13 protein-coding genes and 1 tRNA gene are annotated in these 17,741 nt (G+C 75.8%); 8 read left to right on the forward strand and 6 right to left on the reverse strand.

Annotated elements, in window-relative coordinates; all coding sequences use genetic code 11:
• Nucleotide 1: 1 nt before the first annotated feature.
• On the forward strand, nucleotides 2–3,751 hold the full coding sequence (locus tag ACFYYN_RS36735) for a DUF5682 family protein (protein ID WP_500549191.1): 3,750 nt from the start codon (nucleotides 2–4) through the stop codon (nucleotides 3,749–3,751).
• Entirely contained in the window at nucleotides 3,748–5,532 is a 1,785-nt protein-coding gene (locus ACFYYN_RS36740) for a hypothetical protein (RefSeq protein WP_500549192.1), read from the forward strand. The genes ACFYYN_RS36735 and ACFYYN_RS36740 overlap by 4 nt, the downstream gene beginning before the upstream one ends.
• 377 nt (nucleotides 5,533–5,909) lie before the next feature.
• Here ACFYYN_RS36740 and ACFYYN_RS36745 read toward each other — a convergent pair whose 3' ends face one another.
• Together ACFYYN_RS36745 and ACFYYN_RS36750 are read right to left on the reverse strand one after the other, a co-directional pair.
• Nucleotides 5,910–6,764: an ABC transporter permease gene (locus ACFYYN_RS36745; protein ID WP_500364086.1), complete on the reverse strand. Its 855-nt coding sequence runs from the start codon at nucleotides 6,762–6,764 to the stop codon at nucleotides 5,910–5,912.
• The gene (locus ACFYYN_RS36750) at nucleotides 6,761–9,436 is read right to left on the reverse strand and encodes an alpha/beta fold hydrolase (RefSeq protein WP_500549193.1); all 2,676 of its coding nucleotides are present in this window, start codon (nucleotides 9,434–9,436) and stop codon (nucleotides 6,761–6,763) included. The genes ACFYYN_RS36745 and ACFYYN_RS36750 overlap by 4 nt, the downstream gene beginning before the upstream one ends.
• Nucleotides 9,437–9,555: 119 nt before the next feature.
• Here ACFYYN_RS36750 and ACFYYN_RS36755 point away from each other — a divergent pair, with 119 nt between their 5' ends.
• Nucleotides 9,556–10,521, forward strand: coding sequence for an aldo/keto reductase (locus ACFYYN_RS36755; protein ID WP_500549194.1), 966 nt, complete (start codon nucleotides 9,556–9,558; stop codon nucleotides 10,519–10,521).
• Between the two features lie 243 nt (nucleotides 10,522–10,764).
• Here ACFYYN_RS36755 and ACFYYN_RS36760 read toward each other — a convergent pair whose 3' ends face one another.
• Complete coding sequence (locus ACFYYN_RS36760) at nucleotides 10,765–11,706, reverse strand: transketolase family protein (RefSeq protein ID WP_500549195.1); 942 nt, start codon at nucleotides 11,704–11,706, stop codon at nucleotides 10,765–10,767.
• A gap of 29 nt (nucleotides 11,707–11,735) precedes the next feature.
• Nucleotides 11,736–12,437, reverse strand: a complete 702-nt coding sequence (locus ACFYYN_RS36765) for a thiamine pyrophosphate-binding protein (RefSeq protein WP_500323925.1) — start codon at nucleotides 12,435–12,437, stop codon at nucleotides 11,736–11,738.
• A gap of 54 nt (nucleotides 12,438–12,491) precedes the next feature.
• Here ACFYYN_RS36765 and soxR point away from each other — a divergent pair, with 54 nt between their 5' ends.
• Nucleotides 12,492–12,971: a redox-sensitive transcriptional activator SoxR gene (soxR, locus tag ACFYYN_RS36770; RefSeq protein WP_500549196.1), complete on the forward strand. Its 480-nt coding sequence runs from the start codon at nucleotides 12,492–12,494 to the stop codon at nucleotides 12,969–12,971.
• On the opposite strand, the gene ACFYYN_RS36775 is transcribed toward soxR, so the two are convergent.
• On the reverse strand, nucleotides 12,952–13,242 hold the full coding sequence (locus ACFYYN_RS36775; RefSeq protein WP_500323927.1) for a YiaA/YiaB family inner membrane protein: 291 nt from the start codon (nucleotides 13,240–13,242) through the stop codon (nucleotides 12,952–12,954). The genes soxR and ACFYYN_RS36775 overlap by 20 nt on opposite strands.
• A 181-nt stretch (nucleotides 13,243–13,423) precedes the next feature.
• On the opposite strand from ACFYYN_RS36775, the gene ACFYYN_RS36780 reads away from it, so the two are divergent.
• Nucleotides 13,424–13,497 (forward strand) — tRNA-Pro (locus tag ACFYYN_RS36780).
• A gap of 336 nt (nucleotides 13,498–13,833) precedes the next feature.
• On the forward strand, nucleotides 13,834–15,648 hold the full coding sequence (locus ACFYYN_RS36785) for an ABC transporter ATP-binding protein (RefSeq protein WP_500549197.1): 1,815 nt from the start codon (nucleotides 13,834–13,836) through the stop codon (nucleotides 15,646–15,648).
• A 26-nt stretch (nucleotides 15,649–15,674) separates the two neighbouring features.
• On the opposite strand, the gene ACFYYN_RS36790 is transcribed toward ACFYYN_RS36785, so the two are convergent.
• Complete coding sequence (locus ACFYYN_RS36790) at nucleotides 15,675–16,154, reverse strand: winged helix-turn-helix transcriptional regulator (RefSeq protein ID WP_500549198.1); 480 nt, start codon at nucleotides 16,152–16,154, stop codon at nucleotides 15,675–15,677.
• Nucleotides 16,155–16,295: 141 nt separating this feature from the next.
• Here ACFYYN_RS36790 and ACFYYN_RS36795 point away from each other — a divergent pair, with 141 nt between their 5' ends.
• Nucleotides 16,296–16,652: an MmcQ/YjbR family DNA-binding protein gene (locus ACFYYN_RS36795; protein ID WP_499515277.1), complete on the forward strand. Its 357-nt coding sequence runs from the start codon at nucleotides 16,296–16,298 to the stop codon at nucleotides 16,650–16,652.
• Nucleotides 16,649–17,689: a TIGR03617 family F420-dependent LLM class oxidoreductase gene (locus ACFYYN_RS36800; RefSeq protein WP_500549199.1), complete on the forward strand. Its 1,041-nt coding sequence runs from the start codon at nucleotides 16,649–16,651 to the stop codon at nucleotides 17,687–17,689. Before ACFYYN_RS36795 ends, ACFYYN_RS36800 begins: the two co-directional genes overlap by 4 nt.
• The last annotated feature ends 52 nt before the right edge of the window (nucleotides 17,690–17,741 follow it).

Genomic DNA, 17,741 nt, shown 5'->3' on the forward strand with positions numbered 1-17,741 from the left:
CGTGTCCCTCACCCCGGACGAGGCCGTCACGGTCCTCACCGACCCGGCGGCGCCCTACCTCGTCGGCGTACGGCACCACGCCCCCTCGCTGGCGGCCGCGCTGCCCGCCCTGCTCGCCGGGGCGAAGCCCGACGTTCTGCTCGTCGAACTCCCCGGCGAGATGCAGGAGTGGCTGCCCTGGCTCGCCCACGAGGACACCCGGGCCCCCGTCGCCCTCGCCGCCGCACCCGGCGACGGGGGCGGCGGTCCCGCCTTCTACCCCTTCGCCGACTTCTCGCCCGAACTCGCCGCGGTCCGCTGGGCGGCGCGGCGCGGCGTTCCCGTCGTCGCCTGCGACCTGCCGCTCACCGACCGCGCCTGGGACGCCGGACGCACGACGGCCACGCCGGGCGACTCCGGTCCCGGGCTGCAGGGGGCCCTGCGCGCCCGGCTCACCGGCCGCCCCGGCGACGACCTGTGGGACCGCCTCGTCGAGGCCGCCGCCCCGGGCTCACCGCCCGAAGCGCTGCGCCGTGCCGCCCTCCTGACGGGATGGGCGCTGCGCCGGGACGCCGCCGAGGGAGCGGGGGTCCCCGGACTCGACCTGCGCCGCGAGCAGTGGATGCGGGCCCGCATCACCGAGGCCACCGCGGACGGCCGCCGCGCGGCCGTCGTCGTCGGCGCCTTCCACGCGCCCGCCCTGGTCCCGGCCGACGCGTGGCCGGAGGGCACCGCCCCCGTGGAAGGCCCGGACGCGGCGCCCGCACCCGAGGGCGGCACGACCTGGACGACCTCCCTGATCCCCTACGCGTACCCGCTGCTGGACGAACGCTCCGGCTACCCGGCGGGCATCCGCGACCCCGAGTGGCAGCACATGGTGCTGGAGGCGGCCGGCGACCCCGCCGCGCTCGACGAGGCGCTCACCCGAGCCGCCGTCCGCATCTGCGCCGAACTGCGCGCCCAGGGCCACCCGTCGGGCCCGGCCGACGCGCGCGAGATCAGCCGGCTCGCCGGTGACCTCTCCCGGCTGCGCGGGCTGCCCGCGGCCGGCCGCGGGGAACTCGTGGAGGCGGTGCAGACCGTGCTGGCCCAGGGCGAGCCGTACGGCCGCGGCCGGGCCGTGGCACGCGCCATGGAACGGGTGCTGGTCGGCACCCGCGGCGGACGCCCCGCACCGGACGCGCCCCGCAGCGGCCTGGCCCCCGCCGTCGAAGCGGAACTGGCCGCACTGGGCCTGCCCGCCCCCGGTCCGGACTCCGGCGCCCCGGCCGAGGCACGGGACCTGCGCCTGGATCCGCTGCGCTCCGATCTCGACCGCCGCCGCGAACTCCTGCTGCGCAGGCTGTCGGTGTGCGGCGTGCCCTACGCCGAGCCGAAGGACGTCACGGGTGCGGCCGGCACCGAGGGCCTCACCACCCGCTGGGAGGCCCGCTGGACACCCGCCACCGCGGCCATGCTCACCGCGGCCGGGGTCCGTGGCGTCACCGCCGCCCAGGCCGCCGAGGGCGTGCTGCGCGAACGCCGCCGCCAGGAGACGGACGAGGGTGGCCCCACCGCGGCGCAGACCCTCGCCGGACTGGCCCGGGCCGCGGAGTGCGGCCTGCCCGGGCTCGCCGGGGAACGTCTCGCCGAGACCGCCGACGTGCTCCCCGCCTCCGGCACCCTCCCCGAACTCCTCGCGGGACTCGCCCTGCTGGACCGCGTCCGGGCCGGCCACATCGCCGGCCTCGGCGCCGACGAGGCCCGCGCCGCCCGCGCCACCGCCGTCGCCGAGCTGCTCACCGCGGCGGCGGTCCGTCAGGTCGACGGCCTGACCGGGTCCGAGGACCCCGCCGACGCGCACGCGCTGCTCGAACTCGCCCACCGCGCGGACCTCCTGGGCGGCGTCCGGCTCACCGACGCCCTCGCGCGGCTCGCCGCGGACGGCTCCCCGCTGATGCGCGGGGCGGCAGGTGCCGTCCGGGTCCTCCTCGGCCACGAGGCGCCCGAGACCCTCGGCGCCCGCGTCGCCTCCTGGGTCGACGCGGCGGGCGACCCCGACTCCCGCGCCGCCCTCACCGCCCGGCTGACCGGGCTGCTGACGGCGGCCGGCCCGTTGCTCGAGGCGGCCGCCCCCGCCCTGGAACCCCTGCTCGACCGCGTCCGCGACCTGCCCGACCAGGCCTTCCTGTCACGGCTCCCGGCCCTGCGCGGCGGCTTCGACACCCTCAGCCCGGCCGCCCGCGACCGTCTCCTTGCGGCCGTCGAGGAACGCCTGGACGCCGACGGCATCGCCGACACCGCAGGCGTCGACCCCGTAGCCCTCGCGACCTGGACCCGCGCCGACCTCGCCGCCCGCGCGACCCTGGACCGGCTCGGCCTGCTCTCTCACGAGACGCCCGAGGCGGCCCCAACGGCCGACAGCGCTTCGAGCCCCACCGGCCCGGCGGCAACGGTGTTCCCGGCCGGCCCCGCCGCCACGGCGCCGCCGGATGCACCGGACGGTGCCACCACCCCCGATGCGGCCGTACGCGGCGATGGTCTGGTCGCGGGCCTGGAATCGTCCGCCGGCAGTGCTGCAGGCACCGCGCCCGTACGGTCCGCCGACGCGGCGTCGCAGGGCACGCAGCAGCCCGCCACCACCCCCGGCGCACCGGGCGAGGCCCCCGCCGCCGCGGCCCGCACCCTCGCGCCCGCCGACCGGTGGCGCCTCGTGCTGGGCCGGCGAGGCGACCGGCTGCCGCCTTCCGCCGGGGCCCTGGCCACCGCGCTGGACGAGCTGTACGGCAACGGCCGGGGCGAGGGCAGCCGCGGCGACCTCGGCGGGGCCAGCGGTGTCCGTGGTGGCCGCGAGGCGCCCTACCCCGGGGTGCGCGAGTGGTCCGAGGAACTGGCGGCGCTGTTCGGGCCCGGCATCCGCGAGGAGGTGCTGGCGGCCGCCGCCGCGTCCGGCCGCAAGGACGTGGTGGCCGAACTCGACCCCGACAGCGTGCGCCCCTCCGTCGACCTGCTGCGCACCGTCCTGCGGCACGCGGGCGGACTGCCGGAGGCCCGGCTGGCCGCGCTGCGCCCCCTCGTACGGCGCCTGATCGAGGCCCTCACCCGCCAACTCGCCACACGGCTGCGCCCGGCGCTGCACGGGACCGCGCTCCCGCGCCCCAGCCGGCGCCCCGGGGGCGGCCTCGACCTGGCCCGTACGCTGCGCGCCAACCTGGCCACCGCACGCCGCGGTCCCGACGGCACCGTCCAGGTGATCCCGGAGCGGCCGGTGTTCCGCGCCCGGGCCCAGCGGGCCGCGGACTGGCGGCTGATCCTGGTGACCGACGTGTCGGGGTCCATGGAGGCCTCCACGATCTGGGCCGCGCTCACCGCCTCCGTCCTGGCCGGGGTGCCCACCCTGTCCACGCACTTCCTCGCGTTCTCCACCGAGGTCATCGACCTCACCGACCACGTGGCGGACCCGCTCTCCCTCCTCCTGGAGGTGAGCGTCGGCGGCGGCACCCACATCGCCGCCGGGCTCCGGCACGCCCGCGAACTGGTGACCGTGCCCTCGCGCACCCTCGTCGTGGTCGTCAGCGACTTCGAGGAGGGGTATCCGCTCGGCGGCCTCCTGGCCGAGGTCCGCGCCCTGGTCGGCGCCGGCTGCCACGTCCTGGGCTGCGCCAGCCTGGACGACGCCGGGCGCCCCCGTTACTCCACGGGCGTCGCCGGACAGCTCGTCGCCGCGGGCATGCCCGTCGCCGCCCTCAGCCCGCTCGAACTCGCCCGCTGGGTAGGGGAGAAGATCACATGAGCCAGCAACTCCCCCCGGTCGCACCGGCCGTGACCGCGGAACTCGTCGGGGCGCTGCCGCCCCGGCTGCGCAAGCGCCTCGACGCCGGCGTGGCCAAGCTCGCGGCCCGCCCGGTCGTCGTCGACGGCGACACCGTGCGGATCGCCGTGGACGACGACACCGACCTGGAACTGCACGCCCCCGGTGGCACGGTGACCCGGGCGGAGGACGTGCGCTGCGGCTGCCTGCTCGCCCCCGACTGCCTGCACCGCGCCGCGGCCGCCTCGGCCGCACCCGTCGCCGAGGCAGCCGCGCCGACCGCCGAAGGAGCCCCATCCCAGGCACTCGGGGAGGCGGGGCCCGAGCCCGAGAACGCCACCCCGCAGCAACACGCCGCCGCCGACGCCCTGCGCGCCGCGGGCGCCGCCGTCCTCGACGCGGGCATCGACGGCTCCGGCGCCGTCGTCCAGGCCGAACTGCTGCGGGCCGCGCACTCGGCCCGGCTGAGCGGGCTGCCGCGCGCAGCCGCGGCGGCCGTGTCCGTCGTCACCCGGCTGCGCGCCGCCCGCGCCGGCGACCCCGGGCACCGCCTCGCCGACCTGGTCGCCGCGCTGCGCGAACTCCTCGGCACCGCCCACCGGGTCCCGTACGCCACCGGTCCCGAACTGGCCGCCGTGCGCGGCACCGCGCGACAGCCGTACACCCCGGACGGCTCGCTGCGGCTGTACGGCCTGTTCTCCGAGCCCGTCCTCACCGCGAGCGGCTACGCGGGCGCCGTCACCTGGACGGCGGACGCCGACGGCCGCCTCTACACCGTCTCCGACGTCGCGCCCGGCGGCCCCGGCCGTGCCACGGGCGCCGCCGACCGGGCCGTGCGCATCGGCGACACCGCCCTCAGCCACCGCGAACTGTCCCGCGCGGGCCTCGCGGTGTCCGGAGCGACGGTCTCGCCCACCGGCAGGCTCGGCGCGGGAGCCGCCGTCCGCGCCGTACGGGCCCCCGGCGCCGCCTGGACGGCCGAACCCCTGGACCGCCTGTGGCGGGTGCCCGTCGCCGAACAGGCAGTGCGCGCCCTCACCACCGGAGACGGCCTGCTCTTCCTCGACGTCACCCTCATGGGCACCGTCCGCGAGGCCGGCGGCGACTGCCTGCTCGCCGAATGCGACGGCCTGACGCTCCGGCTCGCCGCCGCGCTCGACCATCCCGCGCTGCCCCACCGCGACAACCTGCGGCTGCTCGCGGGTGCGCCGGGCACCCCTCTGCGCGTCATCGCCCGGCTCGACCCGGCCCCGCACCCGCGCGCGCTGCTGCTGGCCACCAGTCATCCCGCCGACCCCGAGGCCCGCGTGGACACCGGCCTCGACCGCCTGCAGCGCGCCGACCTCCCCGCGGTCCAACCCCCGGTCCCGCTCCCGCTCCCGCCGTCCGCGGCGCCCGACGAGGCCCCCGTCCACCTGCTGCTCCGCCGCGTCCACCAAGCCGCCTCCGGCGGCCGCCGTGTGCTCGCCCTCCCCACGAACTCCGCCTCCGACGCCCGGCGCCTGCGCCGCGCCGCCCTTCCGACCGCCGCGGACCTCCTGCAAGACCTCCACCGCGCAGCGGCCGACCGCGGCCGCGACCCCTTCGGCCGCCTCCTGCCCGCCGACACCGACCGCTTCGCCCTCGCCTGGCTCGCCTCCGCCGTCTACGCCGACGAACTCTCCCGCGCCCTGTGCGCCGCCGCCTGGGGCGCCGATCCGTCAGCCGATCCCTTCGCCGACGCGCCGGTGTCGCCCGTCAGGACGGCGGACAGCCCGGTGTAGCGGTTCAGCAGCGGAGGAGGCGGTGTGCCGGCGGGCAGCCTGACGCCGACCAGGCGGGAGGTGCGCACGGCTGCTCGTCGCCGGACCCGGTGCCGGGGGCGATTGCGCACCCGCTCCATGTGCAGCGCACCCGGGCACCGGCGCCCGCCGCATCGAGCAGCCGCTGCGTCCTCGGCCGCCTCCAGCCGGGTCTGCTCCACGACCACGAGCGGCACGGCCTCCAGCAGTTGCCTGCTCCGCCAGGCGCTCCGCCCCGTCACGGACCGCAGCGCCCGGACGACGTCCAGCTTCCGGTCCGCGTCCCCGGCCCCGGTCAGCAGCACGCTGTACCCCGGCTCCTCCACCGTCCCCCCTTCGCGCTCCCGCGCCCGCGCCCCTCAGGACACGATGTCCTTCCCCCGGAAGCCGCGGAAGGCCAGCGCGAAGAACACCACCGCGAAGGACAGCGACACCGAGGTGCCCTTGAGCATGCCCGACCATTCCAGGCGGGGCTGGAGCGCGTCGATCCAGGCGTACTGCCAGTGCGTCGGCAGGACGTCCCGCAGCGAGCCCAGGGCGGTGATCGCGTCCAGGATGTTGGAGAGGATCGCGACGCCCACGGCCCCGCCGACCGCCCCCAGGGGCGCGTCGGTGAGCGTGGAGAGCCAGAAGGCGAAGCCCGCGACGGCCAGTTGGCCCACGAAGACGTAGAGGGCGGCGATCGCGAGCCGGCCCGTCGCGGTGCCCGGGGGCAGCGAGCCGGCCGTGGTGAGTTCCAGGTCGCCCCATCCGTAGGCGAGCGTGCCGACCCCCAGCGCCACCGTGGGCAGCGCCAGCACGGCGGCGGCGCTGAAGACCAGGGACACCAGCGCCTTGGAACCCAGCAGCCGGGCCCGGGGCACCGGGGCGGCCAGCAGGTAGCGCAGGGAGGACCAGTTGGCCTCCGAGGCGATCGTGTCGCCGAAGAAGAGGGCGACGGGGATCGTCAGCAGGAAGCCGGAGGAGACGAAGAGCACCGCCAGCGAGAAGTTGACGCCCGAGGCGGTGGCCACGTCCATCATCGTGGGGCCGGAGTCCCGCCCCCGCGGGGTGCCGCCGATCGCGAAGGCCGCCCACACGATCACGGGCAGCCCGAGGACGACGGCGAACGCGACGAGCGTGCGGCGCCGCAGCAACTGCCGCACCGCCTCCACCCGCAGCGGCAGGGTGCGGCCCGGACGGTACCCCGCGGCCAGTTCCAGGGTCTCGGTCACGCGGGACCTCCGATCAGGGTCAGGAACGCGTCCTCCAGGCGGCGGTGCGGGCCGACGCGCTCCACCGGCACGTCGAGCCGCAGGAGTTCGGACAGCAGCTCCGGCACGGTCATGGTGCCCGGCCGGACCAGCAGCCCGTCGTCCGCGGACTCGGCCGTCTCGACGCCGGGCAGCGCCGACAGCTTCGCGGCGACCGCCTCGCGCTCCTCGTCGCCCATGCCCGGCGCGCCGACGAAGAGCGTCCGCCCGCTCCCGGCGATCTCGCCCACCGGACCGGCCGCCACGAGCCGCCCCTTGTCCATGACGACCAGGTGCGTGCAGCTCTGCTCGACCTCCGACAGCAGGTGACTCGAGACGAGGACGGTACGGCCCGCCGCCGCGTAGCGCCGCACCACGTCGCGCATCTCGCGGATCTGCGGCGGGTCGAGCCCGTTGGTCGGCTCGTCGAGGATGAGCAGGTCGGGCAGGCCCAGCATGGCCTGCGCGATGGCGAGCCGCTGCCGCATGCCCTGCGAGTAGGTGCGCACCGCGCGCTCCAGGGCCTCGCCCAGGCCGGCGATCTCCAGGGCCTCCTCGACGTGGGCGTCGGCCGCCGGCCGGCCCGTGGCCCGCCAGTACAGCTCCAGGTTGGCCCGCCCCGTCAGGTGCGGCAGGAAGCCCGCGCCCTCCACGAAGGCCCCGACCCGGGACAGCACGGGCGCGCCCGGCCGGATCGCGTGGCCGAACACGCGGATGGTTCCGGCGTCGGGCCGGATGAGGCCCATCATCATGCGCATCGTCGTCGTCTTGCCCGCGCCGTTGGGGCCGAGCAGCCCCAGCACCTGGCCCCGTTCCACCCGGAAGGACAACTCCCGCACGGCGTAGCGGTCCGCCGCGCCGTGGTAGCGCTTGGACAGCCCGGAGATCTCCAGGGGTACGTCCGTGAGGGCCGGGTCCGGCGCCTGCCGCACCGCGCCCGCCCGGCGGCGGCCGGTCAGCAGCAGCGCCGCCGCCAGCGCGAGCGCGGCGACCGGCAGCAGCCACACCCAGGCGGGCAGCGTGCCCTGGGCGGTGGTCAGTTCCGGGTCCGTGGGCACCGTCAGCGCGGCGCCGGCGGGCAGGGACACCCGGTACGTGGCGGCCGCGACGGGGGAGGCGTAGCCGAGGTCGGTGGTGGACACCACCAGCCGCAGCCGGTGTCCGGCGGCGAACTCGTGGTCCACGGCGGGCAGCCGCACCTGCACCGTGTCGGCGCCGGCGACCCGCAGCGGCGCGACCAGTTGGTGCGGCAGGGTCTCGTTGCCGCCCGGGCCCACGTCGTACAGCTTCGCGAAGAGCACCGCACCGGCGGGCGCGTCCGTGTCGACGGTGACCCGTGTCGTCGCCGCGCCCGTCAGGCGCAGCGACGAGGTCAGCGGCGCCGAGTCGAAGGCGGCGCGCTGCCCGGGGAAGTCCAGCGACAGCGACAGCCCCTGGCCGAGGTCGGAGAGCTGGGAGAGGGCGCCCACGCCGGGCACCGCCGAGATGGCGGGCGGGCTGCCGCCGGCGGGGTTGGCCACCGTCCGCGCGCGGCCGCCGAGCGGGACCGTCCGGGTCCGGGTGCCCTCCAGCCCCGGGTACGCGTCGGCGTCCGCGCCGCGCCGCACGGCCCTGCCGTCGGTGGTGTCGACGCCTCCGGTCCGGGTGACCCGGAACGCGGGCCCGGTGTCGGTGCCCTCGTCCTTCTTCAGCCAGCGGTCGAACCAGGCCGTGGTGCGCGCCTCGATCCGCGAGGTCTCCTGGTCGCCGCCGTCGTGCCCGCCGGAGAACCAGTCGACGGCCACGGGCGCGCCGTTCGCGGCGACGGCACGCGCGATGGCGTCGCCCTGGTCGAGCGGGAAGAGGGAGTCGTTCTGGCCCTGCACCACCAGGGTCGGCACCTTGATGCGCCCGGCCACCGAGGAGGGGCTGGAGCGCGTCAGCAGCCGCAGCGTCGCGGCGTCCGGGCGGCCGGCCACGGCCGACCGGTCGTACATCGCGCACAGTTCGGCGGTGAAGCCGCAGGCGGCGCCGCGCGAGCCGGTGGAGAAGAAGATCCCCGCCCACAGCTTCTTGAACACGCCCTGCGGGAACAGCGCTTCGCCCAGGTCCCACCAGGTGATCGCGGGCGCGATGGCGTCCACCCGCCGGTCGTACCCGGCGGCCAGCAGCGAGATGGCTCCGCCGTACGAGGCCCCCGCGACGCCGACCCGCGGGTCGTCACGGCCGTCGCGCAGCACCTCGGGCCGCCGGCCCAGCCAGTCGATGAGCCGTGAGACGTCGGCGACCTCGGCGTCGGGGGAGTTGAGTCCGATCCGCCCGCCCGAGGCGCCGAATCCCCGCGCGGACCAGGTCAGTACGGCGTAGCCGTTGCGGGCGAGGGACTCGGCTTCGGCCCGCACGTCGTCCTTGGTGCCGCCGAAACCGTGCGCGAGCAGCACCGCCGGGCGCGGCGCCGACCCGCCGGAGGTGAAGTAGGAGGTGTCGATCCGCACCTTCGCGGTACTGCCCGGGGTCTCGGGCAGCGAGAAGACCCGGTCCTGGCGGCGCACAGGCGCCGGGGCGTCGGCCGTCGTGAGGGTGACGGCGCCGCCTGCGGCGAGCAGGGCGAGGGCGGCGGCGCCGGCCGCCAGCCGCCGCCGGGTGCGCCAGGTCCTGGGCAGGGCGAATCGCATGCGTGATCCTCGGACGGGGACGACGAGTGTGACGCTCCCACTATGCATTCCGGTGATCACCCGCGACGTCCGCCTCAGGCACCGGATCGGCGTACTGCGCCGGGAGTACGGTGGCGACCGTGCCCCTCGAACGACTCGTCACCGCCCCCCTGCCCCGGCTGGGTCTCGGCCTCGCCGCCGTCGGCCGTCCCGCCTACATCGACCTCGGCCGCGCCGCCGACCTGCCCGCCGACCGCACCGTCGAGGCGATGCGGGACCGTGCCCACGCGGTCCTCGACACCGCCTACGCGCTCGGCATCCGCTACTTCGACGCCGCCCGCTCCTACGGCCGGGCGGAGGAGTTCCTGGCCGGCTGGCTGGACGCCCACCCCGAGGCGACCGACGTCGTGACCGGCAGCAAGTGGGGCTACACCTACACCGCCGGGTGGCGGCCCGACGCCGAGGTGCACGAGGTCAAGGACCACGGCACCGCCACCTACGACCGGCAGATCGCCGAGACCCGCGCCCTGCTCGGCGACCGCCTCGACCTCTACCAGATCCACTCCGTCACCCCGGACAGCCCGGCCCTCGCCGACCGCGACCTCCACGAACGCCTCGCCCGGCTGGCGGCCGACGGGGTGGCCGTCGGCCTGTCCACCAGCGGTCCGCTGCAGGCCGAGGCGATCCGCGCGGCGCTGAAGGTGACGGTGGACGGGCGGCGCCTGTTCTCCGTCGTGCAGGCCACCTACAACCTGCTGGAGCCCTCCGCCGGGCCCGCCCTGGCCGAGGCGCACGACGCGGGACTGACCGTGATCGTCAAGGAGGCGATGGCCAACGGCCGCCTGGCCACGGCCGATCCCGACTCCCCCCTCGCCGAGGTGGCCGCCCGGACCGGCGCCACGCCCGACGCCGTCGCCCTCGCCGCGGTCCTGCGCCGCCCCTGGGCCCGTGTCGTGCTCTCCGGCGCCGCGACGACCGGCCAGGTCACCGCCAACGCCCGGGCCGCCTCCGTCGGCCTCGACGCGGAGCACTTGGCCCGGCTCGCCGCCCTGGCCGAACCGGCCCCGGCGTACTGGCGGCACCGCGCGGAGCTCCCCTGGAGCTAGGGCGTGTCTGATGAATCCCGCCTGGCTCGTGACGCTCCCCCAGCCGGCGCTGGGAGGTGCCCCCAGGCACGGCACTCCCCAGCCTTCGGCCGGGGTGCCCCACGCTGCGTTGTCGGAGTCGTCCACGTACGTCCAGTACGAGGCCGATCCTCCGCTTTGCGAGAGCCCGCACCAGCCGCCACGAGCCCCGCCCTCCGGGCGGACGGCGCTGTTCATCGGACACGCCCCAGCGGACGCTGGGAGCTAGCGGACGCCCGAGCCCGCGAGGCCCGCCGGGCGGCGGGAGCCCGCCAGGAAGCCCCCGATGCGTGCCCGCAGCCCGGCGGCGTCCAGCCCGTGCGCCGAGACGTGTTCCTGCCAGGTGCCGTAGCGGCGCAGCTCCGCGCGGGCGGTGCCCAGGGCCAGGACGCGGTGGGGCAGGTCGAGCAGGGCCTCGGCGGCGAAGGGCGCCGAGGTGCCCGCCAGGTACGGCTCGACGAGCACCACGTCCGCCGCGTCCGTGCCCGCGACGGCCGCCCGCAGCCCGGACGCGTCGAAGGGGCGCACCGTGGAGGCGTACAGCACGGTCACGTCCATGTCCGCGACCGCCGCCAGCGTGGCGTCCAGGAGCGGGCCCACGGCGACGACCACGCCCGCCCGGCCCTCGCGCAGCACCCGGAACCGGCCCGGCGAGACCGGCCGTGCGGTGCGGTTGGACTGCTCGCTGAGCCGCACGTAGACCCGGTTGTCGTCGTCGGCCGCCGCGTGCCGGACCAGGGCCTCGGCCTCGTCGGGGTGGCCGGGCACGTGCACGGTCCAGCCGTCGAGGGTGTCCAGCAGGGCGACGTCACCGGGGGCCTGGTGGGTGCGGCCGCCCGCGGCGATGTCGTACGAGGCGCCCGCGCTGACCAGCACCGCGCCCGCGCCCTGGTGCCCCAGGTCCAGCTTGACCTGCTCGAAGGGGCGTTCCACCAGGAAGCTGCCGAAGGTGTGGACGATCGGCCGCAGCCCGGTCAGCGCCAGCCCGCCCGCGACGCTGACCAAGAGCTGCTCGCGGATGCCGACGTCGATCACCCGGTCGGGGTGGGCGCGGGCGGCGTCGGTGAAGCGGTCCCCGGAGATGACCGCCAGCACGACGGCCAGTCGGGGGTCGTTCTCCAGCAGGCGTCCGGCGACGGTGGTGAAGCGTTCACGCATGGTGTCCACGGGAAGGTCTCCTCGGCTCGGGGCGGCGGTCAGCGCTTGGACTCGACACGGGCGACGACGGCGTGCGGCCGTCCGGGGTGGGGCATGGTGAACGCCTCGTACAGGGCTTCGTGGTCACGGCCGTCGACGGTGGCCACGGACCAGCCCTCGGCGGCGAAGAGCGAGGCGGGACCGCCGGGGCGCCGGTAGGTGGCGGAGGTGTTGTCGACCGCGACGACGTGCAGGCCCTCCAGGCCGACGGCGCCGGCGAAGGCGACGGCCTCGTGGTTGCTGCCCTCGTCTAGTTCGGCGTCGCCGACCAGCACCCACACCGCGGCGTCGGTCAGGCCCTGCGCCCGCAGCCCCAGGGCGCTGCCCACGGCGATCGGCAGGCCGTGGCCGAGCGAGCCGGAGCCGATCTCGGCGCCCGGCACGAGCACACGGTCCGGGTGGTGACCGAGCGGCGACCCGAAGGAGCCGAAGCCCGGCAGCCACTCCTCCGGGACGAAGCCCTTGGCGGTGAGGACCGCGTAGTACGCCATCGGGCCGTGGCCCTTGGAGAGCAGGAAGCGGTCCCGGCCGGCGTCCTCAGAGGTCCCCGGGGTCACCCGCAGCACGCGGTCGTAGAGCACCCACAACACGTCGAGGGTGGAGGTGGCGGCGGGCCCGTGCTTCTCGTCGCCGGTCATGAGCGACATCAGCCGCCGCAGGTCGTCGTAGCCGTACGCGGTGTCCGTGCTGGTCGGAGTCATATGGGGATGGTGCAACTTCAAGTCGGCTTGAGGTCAAGCGGTACCCTCGGGCCCATGAGCGACCCCGCACCGCGCCGCGACCGCCTGGCCATCGGTGAGCTCGCCGCCCGCAGCGGCCTGGCCACCTCGGCCCTGCGCTACTACGAGGAGCTCGGCCTCATCCGCTCCGAGCGCACCGCCGGCGGGCAGCGCCGCTACGCCCGCGCCACGCTCCGCCGTGTCGCCTTCATCCGGGCCGCCCAGCGCGTCGGCCTGTCGCTGGAGGAGGCCGGCGCGGCCCTCGCCAGGCTCCCCGAGGACCGCGCCCCCAGCGCCGCCGAATGGAACACCGTCGCCCGCACCTGGACCCGCCGCATCGACGAGCAGATCGCGGACCTCGAACGGCTCAAGGGCAACCTCACCGGCTGCATCGGCTGCGGCTGCCTCTCCCTGCGCAAGTGCGCCCTGTACAACCCGGACGACACCGCCGCCGCCAAGGGCCCCGGCGCGCGCTACCTGCTGGGCGACGAGTCGGCTACACCCCGTCGACCTTGAACGGGTCGTGCTCGGCCAGCAGCTTGTCCAGCCGGGCCTGGTCCACCCGGCTCGTCACCTGGCCGGCCTCCTGCCGGTCGCGGACGACCTTGGCGAGCGTGAACGCCGAGGTCACCACGTAGAGCAGCCCCACCGCCAGGAAGGCCCGCACCCACGGGCCGACCGGCAGGTAGGCGATGCCCACGACCATCGCCCCGAGGGCGACGGCGAACGAGATCGCGGCCTGGGCCGAGAAGGCCGCGGTCGTCTGCTGCTGGATCGGATTCGCCATGACCGAAGCATCGGCCGTCGTGGCCCGCGCCGCATGAGTACGGCTACTCATCCCGGGCCGGGTACCCCGTCGCGGCGGCGCCCGGCGTGCTGCGGGAATGGTGCGAGCGAGCACCCGACGACGTGCGGTATTGTTCTCGTGCGCGGTCGGCCGGGTGGGAAGCCCAGGACGAAAGCGACACCGGGACGTGGCGCAGCTTGGTAGCGCACTTGACTGGGGGTCAAGGGGTCGCAGGTTCAAATCCTGTCGTCCCGACGGTGTCGACCAGCGGGTTTGTCATTCATGACAAACCCGCTGGTTGCGTTTGCGGCACATGAGGCGCGGCCGGAGCGGTACGACCCCGGCCGGCCGCCCCCCGGGCGGGCCCGCGCCGTCCCCGGCCGCCGGGGGCCGCGCGCGTGCGCCGGGACGCCTCCGTGCGCCGTGCCACCGGGCCGGAAAACGCTTGGACTCCACGTGGGCCGCCGCGGGACACTGCCACTTCCGGACCGCCCACTCATGCGCACCTCGGCGCCGCCGTACCGCCACGGCGGCAGCGGCACCTCCCGGAGAAGCTCGCGGCAGCACGCCGCACGACACCACAGGGTGGAGATGGGATCGCCTGAATCACGCAGGTTCCGGCCGGCCAGGGGCCCGGTGCTCCTGGCACTGCGCTACTACGGAGGGGAGTTGGCCCGGTTCCGGTGGCTGACGCTTCCGGCGATGCTGTCGCCGGCCCTCGGCAACATCGGCATCAACTACGTCGCACCGCTGATCGTCGCGAAGCTCGTCGGCGGCTTCGTCGACGGCACGGCTCCCGGCATCGGCTCGACCCTCCCCTACGTCCTGGCCTTCGCCGGCGTGCTGCTGCTCGCGGAGACGCTGTGGCGCATCGGCCTGCACTGCCTTAACCGCCTCGACGCCCGCGGCATCGAGCACCTGTACGTGGTCGGGATGGACGAGCTGTTCGCCAAGGACGCGTCGTTCTTCCACGACAACTTCGCGGGGTCCCTCACCAAGCGGGTGCTGAGCTTCGCCTCGCGCTTCGAGGAGTTCGTCGACACGCTGACCTTCAGCGTCCTGGGCAGCTTCGTACCGCTGCTGTTCGGGTCGGTGGTGCTGTGGGCCTACGAACCGCTGCTGGTCGTCGGCCTCTTGGCGATGATCGCGGTGACGGCGCTGTGCGTGGCGCCCCTCATCCGCCGGCGCCAGGCGCTCGTCCGCCGGCGCGAGGAGGCGATCGCCCGGGTGTCCGGGCACGTCGCCGACAGCCTGATGAACATGGACACGGTCCGGGCGTTCGCCGCGGAGGAACGCGAGGCCGCCGAGCACCGCTCCCGTGTCGCCGAGTCGCGAAGGCTCACGCTCAAGTCGTGGGACTACGGCAACCTGCGCATCGACACCCTGGTCGCACCGCTGTCGGTGCTGACCAACGCGCTCGGCCTGCTGCTGGCGGTCACGCTGGGTGCGGGCACGCACGGCGTGGAGGCGGTCGTGGTGGCCTTCACGTACTACTCCAACGCGACGCGGATCATGTTCGAGTTCAACCAGATCTACCGCCGCCTGGAGAGCTCGATGACGGAGGCGGCGCAGTTCACCGAACTGCTGCTGAAGCCGCCCACCGTGCTCGACCCGCCCGCGCCGGAACCGCTGCGGTCCCGGGGCGCCGACGTCCGCTTCGAGCACGTGACCTTCTCCCACGGGGGCGCGGAGCCGCTCTTCGAAGGGCTCGACCTGGCCGTGCCCAGCGGTGCCAGGGTCGGGCTCGTCGGCCGGTCCGGCGGCGGCAAGACCACGCTCACCCGGTTGCTGCTGCGGATGAACGACATCGACGGCGGCCGGATCCTCATCGGCGGGCAGGACATCAGCCGGCTGCGCCAGGCCGACCTGCGCAGCCTGATCTCCTACGTGCCGCAGGACCCGGCGATGTTCCACCGCTCGCTGCGGGACAACATCGCCTTCGCCCGGCCGGACGCCACCGAGGGCGAGATCCGCCGCGCGGCCCTGGCGGCCCACGTCACGGAGTTCGCCGACGCGCTGCCCGGCGGCTTCGACACCATGGTCGGCGAGCGCGGGATCAAGCTCTCCGGCGGACAGCGGCAGCGGGTCGCGCTCGCCCGGGCGATCCTGCGCGACGCGCCGATCCTGCTGCTGGACGAGGCGACCAGCGCCCTGGACTCGGAGAGCGAGGTCCTCGTCCAGGAGGCGCTGTGGCGGCTGATGGACGGGCGGACGGCGCTGGTGGTGGCGCACCGGCTGAGCACGGTCGCCGGGATGGACCGGCTGGTCGTCCTGGACCGCGGGCGCATCATCGAGCAGGGCACCCACCAGGAACTGCTCACGGAGGAGGGCGCCTACGCCAAGCTGTGGCAGCACCAGTCCGGAGGCTTCCTGGACGACACCGCCGAACGGGCCGACCTGCACTGAACCCGGCCGCCCGGCCGCCCGGTCGGTCAGGCCGTCCCGGTGGGCTGCGTCACCGCGATCGACACGTCGGTGCCGGGCACCTCGCGGCCGTCCTCGGTGAGGAAGCCGACGTGGACGGCGTGGCCGGTCGAGCGCGTCCGCCGGCGCGCGGAGGGGCCGGACGGGCGCGGCCGGTGGCGGTCGCCCCACTGCTGCAGCGAGGCCATGACGAGGTCGAGCTCCCGCCCGGCCTCGGTCAGGTGGTAGCTCTGCCGCTGCCGGCTGCCCGGCTCCTGGTACGTGCGGGTGCACAGCACCCCGGCCTCGACGAGCAGCTTGAGGCGGGCGCTGAGGAGGTTGGGCGCGATCCCGAGCGACGTCTGGATCTCGGCGAAGCGGTGCCTCCCGGCGAAGACCTCGCGCAGCACCAGCAGGGACCAGCGCTCACCGAGGATCTGCAGGCTCCGCTCGATGGAGCAGGCCGGCTGGTCCTCCTGGGGGCCCGACACGTGCCGTCCGGTCGTCACCGCGGCTCACCTCCTGCCCGATGCGGCGGAAGGACAGTCTACACCTAGGTTTCCTCCTGCTACTCAGCCCCGGGCGGGGGGCCCGGAGCGGCCGGGGGACGCGTCACGGCCGTTGTCGGAGGCGATGGCTACGGTGGTCGCATGCCCGATTCCGAAGACGTCCGCCGCATCGCCCTCTCGCTCCCCGAGACGGTGGAGAAGGAGGCCTGGAGCATGCCCACGTTCCGGGTCGCCGGGAAGATGTACCTCACGCTGCCCGACGACGAGACGTCCTTCGCCGTGCGCTGCCCCATGCACGAGCGGGGCGAGCTGATCGCGGCCGAGCCGGGGAAGTTCTGGGTGCCGCCGCACGAGGCCGGATCGAACTGGGTGCGGGTGCGGCTCGCCGCCCTGGACGACGTCGACGAGCTCCGGGACATCGTCGCCGACTCCTGGCGGCAGGCCGCGCCGCCGCGGCTCACCGAGACGGCGGGCCCGGCCGGGGGAGCCGGCGCGTGACGACCCCGACCCCGCCCCCGACACCGCCGCTCAAGGCCGACTTCACCTTCACCGGCCGGATCGAGCGGGCCGCCACCGAGGCCGCCCGCGCCGAGGCGCACGGCGCGGACGGCGTGCTGGTCAACGAGATGCGGCACGACGCCTTCCTCCAGCTGGCCCTCGCCGCGGGCGCCACCCGGCGGGCCGACCTGGTCAGCGGCGTGGCGATCGCCTTCGCCCGCAACCCGATGACGGTGGCCACGGCCGCGTACGACGTCCAGCGGCTCTCCGGCGGGCGGATGACCGTCGGCCTCGGCTCCCAGGTCAAGCCGCACATCACCCACCGCTACGGCATGCCCTGGTCGCGGCCCGCCGCCCGCATGAAGGAGTTCGCGGGCGCGCTGCGCGCCATCTGGCACAGCTGGCAGACCGGCGAACGGCTGCGCTTCCGCGGCGAGTTCTACACCCACACGCTGATGACGCCGATGTTCGACCCGGGCCCCCTGCCGTCCGGGCCGCCCCGCATCTGGCTCGCCGGCGTCGGCCCCCTGATGACCGCCGTCGCGGGCGAGGTCGCCGACGGGCTGATCTGCCACGCCCTCACCTCCGCGGACTACCTGCGGCAGGTGACCCTCCCGGCCGTGCACGAGGCCAGGGAGTCCTCCGAGCACGCGGGGCAGCCCTTCGACGTGGTGGGCAACGCCCTGGTCGCGACCGGCCGTACGCAGGAGGAGTACGCCGCGGCCCTCACCGCCACCCGCGAGAGGATCGCGTTCTACGCCTCGACGCCCGCCTACCGCGCCGTGCTCGACCTCCACGGCTGGGGCGAACTCCACGACGAGCTGCACCGGCTGTCCGTGCGCGGCCGCTGGGCCGAGATGGGCCGGCTGGTCGACGACGACGTCCTGGACGCCTTCGCCCTCCACGGTGAACCGCGGGAGGTCGGCCGGGCCGTGCGCGACCGCTTCGCGGGCCTGTGCACACGCGTCACCGTCTCCCTCTCCCACGACGCCGACGACACCCTCGCGCTCGACGTGCTGGCCGGGGTGCGGGACTGACGGGCCACCGGGCCCTGACCAGGCCCGCACGATGATCGGCGGGACCCTACAT

It is taken from the genome of Streptomyces sp. NPDC001902 (assembly GCF_042891295.1).
Taxonomy (GTDB): Bacteria; Actinomycetota; Actinomycetes; order Streptomycetales; family Streptomycetaceae; genus Actinacidiphila.